This window comes from Paenibacillus alba (genome assembly GCF_013204855.1).
GTDB lineage: Bacteria > Bacillota > Bacilli > Paenibacillales > NBRC-103111 > Paenibacillus_E > Paenibacillus_E alba.
Genome location: NZ_JABMKZ010000062.1, coordinates 22,794 through 28,793 on the forward strand (window position 1 = coordinate 22,794; position 6,000 = coordinate 28,793).

A 6,000-nucleotide genomic window follows, 5' to 3' on the forward strand; every position below is an offset into this window, starting at 1 on the left:
CTGGGAACGTTAATTGAATCAAACAATCAAAACGAGGCCGCCGATAAGATCGGTGGCCTCATTAAGCTATTGGGCGGGATAATTAGAACATATAACCAATATCGAAGGTGATAAAATAGGTGAATATAGATAAAGAGTTTCTAACCCAAGTAATTAATGACTGGGACCCTATAGGTCTTTTAGCGGGAGGTGCTCCAGAAAACGAATATAGCATTGAAGTAAGAGAAATCTCTCAGAAATCCTCGTCGTGTAAGTCTGAAACAGACTTAGCGATACTTATTTACAGTGTGTTCAACGAAAAAATGGGGGTAAAATTAGATCAACTTGCGTGCTTAAAGCAGGCATTTAAAATAACTGAATACGGAAAATAAGTGCAACAAGCGATTAAGCTAACGGAAACGACAGCTTCAAAACAAAGATCAAACAGGCTGCCGAAGATAAACTCGGTGGCCTGTTGTGCTCAACGGATACTATAGTTCAATAATACAACGGCAGTCTAGAATTTATTTTCTCAGTCTATGGCTGCCGTTGGCTGTATTTTGGGGCAGTCTAATTCTTATTTCACAGAGTTTGACGATCTTGATATTGGAAAAGCCGTGTCGGATCAACATATTCGGTTTAATACTATATTTTAATTAATCACCTACGGTTTATTTATTTTCCATTGGAGAACCCTAGCTCCAACTTTTAGGCACGACTTTATTCTTCCTCTTAAAAAATCGCTTGATTTTGTTTTCTTGTTGTCTCTTCTTAAGAATTCGCTTGATACCATATATAAGTACCTTTGGTCTCATTTCATCATCGTGTGTGAGTTTTTGTAGTTGTTCGTAGAAGTCATTATGCATTGCTGTCATCCTTACTGTTTATGGTGGGATATATGGGGAAGTATTACTACAAATTTCGACATAAAATCAAAAAATGAGACCGTAGGTTACGCAAACGGCTTAAACGGCTTTTTCCCAAATTTAATGTTACCCTGTTGTCACATTTATAATAAATATACAGAGAAAACAAAGTATTAGACTCACATGACGGCGTTGAACTAACGGGCAGGATACTTCCAATATGTGTTAATATATATTGGTACTTATCAGTAAGGAAAGAGGTAACCTGATTGAAATACATCGAGGTCGGTATAGGGAATACCTGGATCGTTCGTACGGAGACTGAACTTGCTGACGGGTCCGAATTTGAGCAAAGGGTATTATGCCCATTATTCTTCATTCCATCAATTTTAGAATTTGGTCTGGTAAGACAGTGTTCATTTTGGACTCCAGAGAAGGTTTAAAAAGAATGAAAAAGACACGGAACGTTTTTAAGCTTATCTTTGGATTAGCAAGTTATCTAACTGAGGGTGAATCGCCGGGTTAAGATAGCTATGAACTTTTAGTTTAAAAGTATCGACTTGCCACTTGCAGAATTTAAAGGGGCAAAGCAATAGAGTCACCACCGACAAGATTCAGTGTTAAATTATAAGTGTAAGGAGAAATAGCGATGAAAATCTACTTGTTACTAAATATAGAAGGTTTTTTAAATCTGCCTGATTATGATTACGTTAGGGGAAAATTTAGAGGGAACAGTGTGAAAGATATTTGGCAAGCTCCGCAGGTAGAAGAGTATAAAAAAAAGGGAAAGAAGTATGATTTTTGCCATGTATATGATAATCCAATGTTTAATGACAAGGCAATGAAAGCTCTACACGATCTTATCAAAGATGACGTTGAAGTATTACCCTATCTTCATCCGAAGGATACCTATTATGCCATAAATGTACTAAATGTTATTGATTGCCTAGATAGGTCGATGGCTGTTCTTGACATTGATGAGAAATACAATGTAGTTAGAAACATTAATAAATACACATTTCACGAAGAAAGGATTGAACATGCAATCATCTTTAAAATTCCAGAAAATCTAAGGTCTGAGATATTTGTTACCGACATTTTTAAGGAAAAAGTAGAGCAAGCGGGCTTAACCGGCTTTCGTTTTGCCGAGATTTGGGACTCTGAGAATGAATACTGGCCCATTCACGACCCTAAAGCGGTGCTGTTTGACTTCTTTGGAATGCCTATGAATTATTCCGATGCAATGAAGTTAGTTTATGAAGGCAAAGCCATTACGAGCCGCAGAGCGATCATCCAGATGGATGGCGAACAACTATATATCGGAAATAGAACCTTGGTCGGCGATGTTGATTGGGGGAAGCCCATCTATATCCCTTCAGGTTTTCTGGAGATGGACTGGTACGAGACCCATAAACTCAAGATTCTGAATACTAAGTAAAATAATTTAGAATAAACTTGCAAATCAATAGTGTACTAATGAGTGATCATTATACATTGCGCTAACGGGAGAACGTTAGTTGAATGACAACAGCGGCAGTCTAAGACTTTATTTTTCATGTCTTGATCAGCCGCTGTTTCTTTTAAAGAATCAGTCTAGAACTTATTTTTGAAAAGCTTACGTTTCTTCAATTCGAAAACTACGTTAAATCAAGGATTCCAGTCTATGAATTTATTTTCAACGGACATTAATACCCGGTTTTCAAGTTTATGAATCTAATCTTATACAATAGTCCAATTCAAGCTAAGGTTGCTGGAGCTATCTAGGTAATTCAAGTTAGTTTTGATCGTTTGAATGTGTCGGGATAACGTATTTGAGAAGATCATACCTGTCTTCGGTATATGGGATCTGTTATTGCTGTTGCCATTATCATGTAATTCCAGTCTGCGAGGGTTATTGGCGTTATTAGGAAAGTAGTTTAACAAATGAGTCATGAATTGTTTCTTTTTTTTCTGACTTCTATGTAGGGGATACCATATGAGGTATGGGATATTTTTTTTATCAAGTTCGTTTGCGAGAGATATTACCCGCCTCATTTCAGCAACAGGTGTTTTTTTGTAATAAGGATCAATGAGAACAAGATCTGGTAAGTAAGATAGCTTCAATACTTCAGCGAATCCGTTTTCGTATTTGTTACAAATCTCTGGAATACTGCTGATTCTTGGATTTACCGCACTAAACACAGTTGGATTATTTTCAAAGATCGTTTCATTGAAAGAATTTATCCCTGATGTCTTTAGCAGTTCATATACTTGCATCCATGATGACCGATAAAGATACGGTGCAGCTGATCCCGGCGGTTGATTAATCTGTGTATATAATGTTGAAGGTAGTAATGAATATTTGTATTTTTTGCTTAAGTAATGATAGCCTAGTAATGCGTTACCGTTATGTTTTACGGTATGCTGATCGTAGTTACCATGAGTCTCAACGTAGTGAAAATTTTCCTTCTTAATTAGACCTACGACTTCAAGTAACACATTATGTTTCCACACGTCGCCAAAGTTTCCTGCGCTCATTTCAAATATCGCATCCCTTCGTATTTTTATTCTACGTTCCTAACTCCGCTATGAATGCATGTTTAACACAACGAGCGAGCGATGATGTACGTTGAATCCCCATTTATCTACATTGGTTATCAAACTCCTTTTGGCTTTGTGTACGTATTACACAACATCGTGATCTATCCCGTCAAGGGGGGCATAGATTAACGCAATGGCACAGCAGACGGACTAAAGATCAGCTACCATTGTTCATTGAAGTAATGCCGTAAGTTCTAAATTTGAACCATTTCCTTGCCGCCAGTACTGTGGCTCAAAAATTCGACTTCGCTCAACTCCCTCGGTATGATTTGATTTCCTCACGCAAGCTCGTCTATTCGCAGGATTTCATTCTTTAGATTTTGATAATGAACGAAAGATAGCGAGATATACTAGGACGTTTCGTTTAAAAAGGCATGCGGGAAGAGAGGTGTGGTTGATTCACCCAATTCATTCCAAATGATGTTGCACGTATTCTCCACGATGCCCTTAGCGATTTTCACTCCTATGTCTCAACGGGTCAAATGCCCTATCATTCCTTCGTCACATCTATCTAAGGGGTGGAGGTCGGTCTTTCTAACGGAACGGGTCGGAGCCCTTTTGTTGAACGTATCCCGATACTCCGTGCTTTCTTTGTCATCCTGCGAATACGCCAACTTGCGTGAAAAAAGGTTTATTTTAAGCTGCTAATGCAAAGATTTTATCGGGGTTATAGACTTCTTCACTACGAGCCATTCCAACTAAGAGTCGAGCAAGCTTTCCGCATAATTTCATGATAGACTTCATCTTTTTAAGCTTTTTTACCTGAACATTGTAGTGGTGTAAGGCTTTAAATTCTTGATTATTCATGACCATGCACATTGTGATTAAATAGAGAAAGTGACGCAGGCGTGGACGGCCACGTTTACTGAGCTTCAGTTGTCCCTTCCATTTACCCGAGCTTGCTTCGGTTACATTGAGGCCTGCGTGACGGAGTAGAGAATTCCCGTGCGCATAACCTCTAAGATCTCCAGACTCTCCTAAAACACCAGCTAGAGCAATTGGACTTATTCCAGTAATGGCAAGGATTTTGCCTGAATAGGGGATACGTTCAACAATGTCTCTGGCTTCTTTTTCAATCCTCTGCAGTTGTTTAGTAGCTAAGTCATGCTCCTCAAGGAGCTGCTCTAGATGGAGCTTGTAGGCATGTATTGCTTGCTTAGATCCAACCGTTTTCTTGGCAAGATCGATGAGTAGATGAGCTCTACGCACACCAGAATGCCGCTTCATTGATTTCTGCCATCCTTTAATGACATCGTCAGGACTTAGTTTACATAGCTCAGCAGGGAGCGGAAAAAGCCGAAGGGTTAACAATGCACCCTTACAAGTTAAGATTTTAAAGACTTGTCTCAGTTCAGGGAAGACAATGTCGACCCAGCGGTGAATCTGGTTAACGGCACTTACAAGTCGTTTAACGACGGTTTCACGGTTAGCCATGAGTACTCGCAGCTCCTCGTACTCAGAGGAGTGGAAACGGACAGGGGAGTAGTAGCCGTTTTTCACCATGTCGGCAATAACTAATGCATCTTTTTTGTCACTTTTAGAGCGTGTGTTGTCGCGGTTTTCTTTATTCTTTTTAACTAGGTGAGGATTAACAAGTACGGTTTCAATGGTTTTGTCTTTGAGCCAGACGGCAAGATTGAGCCAGTAATGACCAGTTGGTTCCATACCAACGATGATCTGAGATAGTTTATATCAAAGCGTCGAATAAGGAACACATTATAGATAATCTAAATGCATTGAACTGGGAGTTAGAAAAAGAAGATCTTGAACAGATAGAGTTTAACTTCCCATTAGGCGAGTTAAGTTAACGGGTAACTATAACGTGGCGATGGAACCGATTCATCGCCTGTTTTCGTTTCCGTGCGGTCCGCTCAACTATCGGGCAGGATACTTCAGTCACTTCGCGAATTACTTCAAATGCCAGAAATATGCAAAATCGCAGATTTCTATTATCAGAATTCGAGGGAAGGAAGTAGTTGCATGAAGTTAATGCCTGAATATGCAAAAAACCTAATAGTTGGAGTAGCATTTCATAATAATTGGTCATGGTATATCACAGAGAGGGAATATTGGTTTTTAAATATAGAAATGGAAGATCGTTTCGGAATTGAAGTTCTAGATGAGTCAACCGCTGACTCTTTTTTATATAATATAGAAAGTTTTAAAATTCCAACAACTGAACTAACTGAGATATTATCAGAATTAATGGATACGTTTCAAAACTACGATGAAGTATTAGAGTTTTTACCTACAATTCACGTGAATTTTGATAATAGAGAGTTATATTCACTATTTCCTGAACTTATATCATTTGAAAATTATGTTCCAAATCATTGGAAAGGTGAATATAAGGATTTTTATGAGTTGGTGCCTTTTGCAGAGAGATACTGGATAGTAGATAATGAAAATCTATTTGAAAAACTATATAAAAATCTGAAGAAATGAAACTAATATGCCAATAGCTTTGCATCAAACCTAACATGGAAATCCGAAAAAAGTATCGTCTAAATAATTTATAATTACTACCTAAATATGGGATTAATTGATGTATTTATCTGGACGATGCACAAAAAAA

Annotated in this window: 4 protein-coding genes and 2 pseudogenes; 4 read left to right on the forward strand and 2 right to left on the reverse strand. The window is 38.2% G+C overall.

Features of this window, described 5'->3' with window-relative positions:
- Positions 1-119 precede the first annotated feature (119 nt).
- The 3 genes and pseudogenes from HQN90_RS36570 (at position 120) to HQN90_RS36580 (ending at position 2,283) form a co-directional block, all read left to right on the forward strand.
- On the forward strand, positions 120-371 hold the full coding sequence (locus HQN90_RS36570) for a hypothetical protein (RefSeq protein WP_173227755.1): 252 nt from the start codon (positions 120-122) through the stop codon (positions 369-371).
- A 743-nt stretch (positions 372-1,114) separates the two neighbouring features.
- Positions 1,115-1,371: pseudogene (locus HQN90_RS36575) on the forward strand (DUF3977 family protein).
- A 123-nt stretch (positions 1,372-1,494) separates the two neighbouring features.
- Positions 1,495-2,283: an imm11 family protein gene (locus HQN90_RS36580; RefSeq protein WP_173227756.1), complete on the forward strand. Its 789-nt coding sequence runs from the start codon at positions 1,495-1,497 to the stop codon at positions 2,281-2,283.
- 281 nt (positions 2,284-2,564) lie between these two features.
- Here the strand turns inward: HQN90_RS36580 and HQN90_RS36585 are convergent, their stop codons facing one another.
- Positions 2,565-3,362 carry a hypothetical protein gene (locus HQN90_RS36585; protein ID WP_173227757.1) on the reverse strand — a complete coding sequence of 266 codons (798 nt, stop codon included), beginning with the start codon at positions 3,360-3,362 and terminating at the stop codon, positions 2,565-2,567.
- A gap of 699 nt (positions 3,363-4,061) precedes the next feature.
- Positions 4,062-5,117: pseudogene (locus HQN90_RS36590) on the reverse strand (IS110 family RNA-guided transposase); the annotation flags it as partial.
- A 288-nt stretch (positions 5,118-5,405) separates the two neighbouring features.
- Between HQN90_RS36590 and HQN90_RS36595 the strand changes: the two are divergent.
- Positions 5,406-5,870 (forward strand): hypothetical protein, encoded by a 465-nt coding sequence (locus HQN90_RS36595; RefSeq protein ID WP_173227758.1) that lies wholly within the window; start codon positions 5,406-5,408, stop codon positions 5,868-5,870.
- The last annotated feature ends 130 nt before the right edge of the window (positions 5,871-6,000 follow it).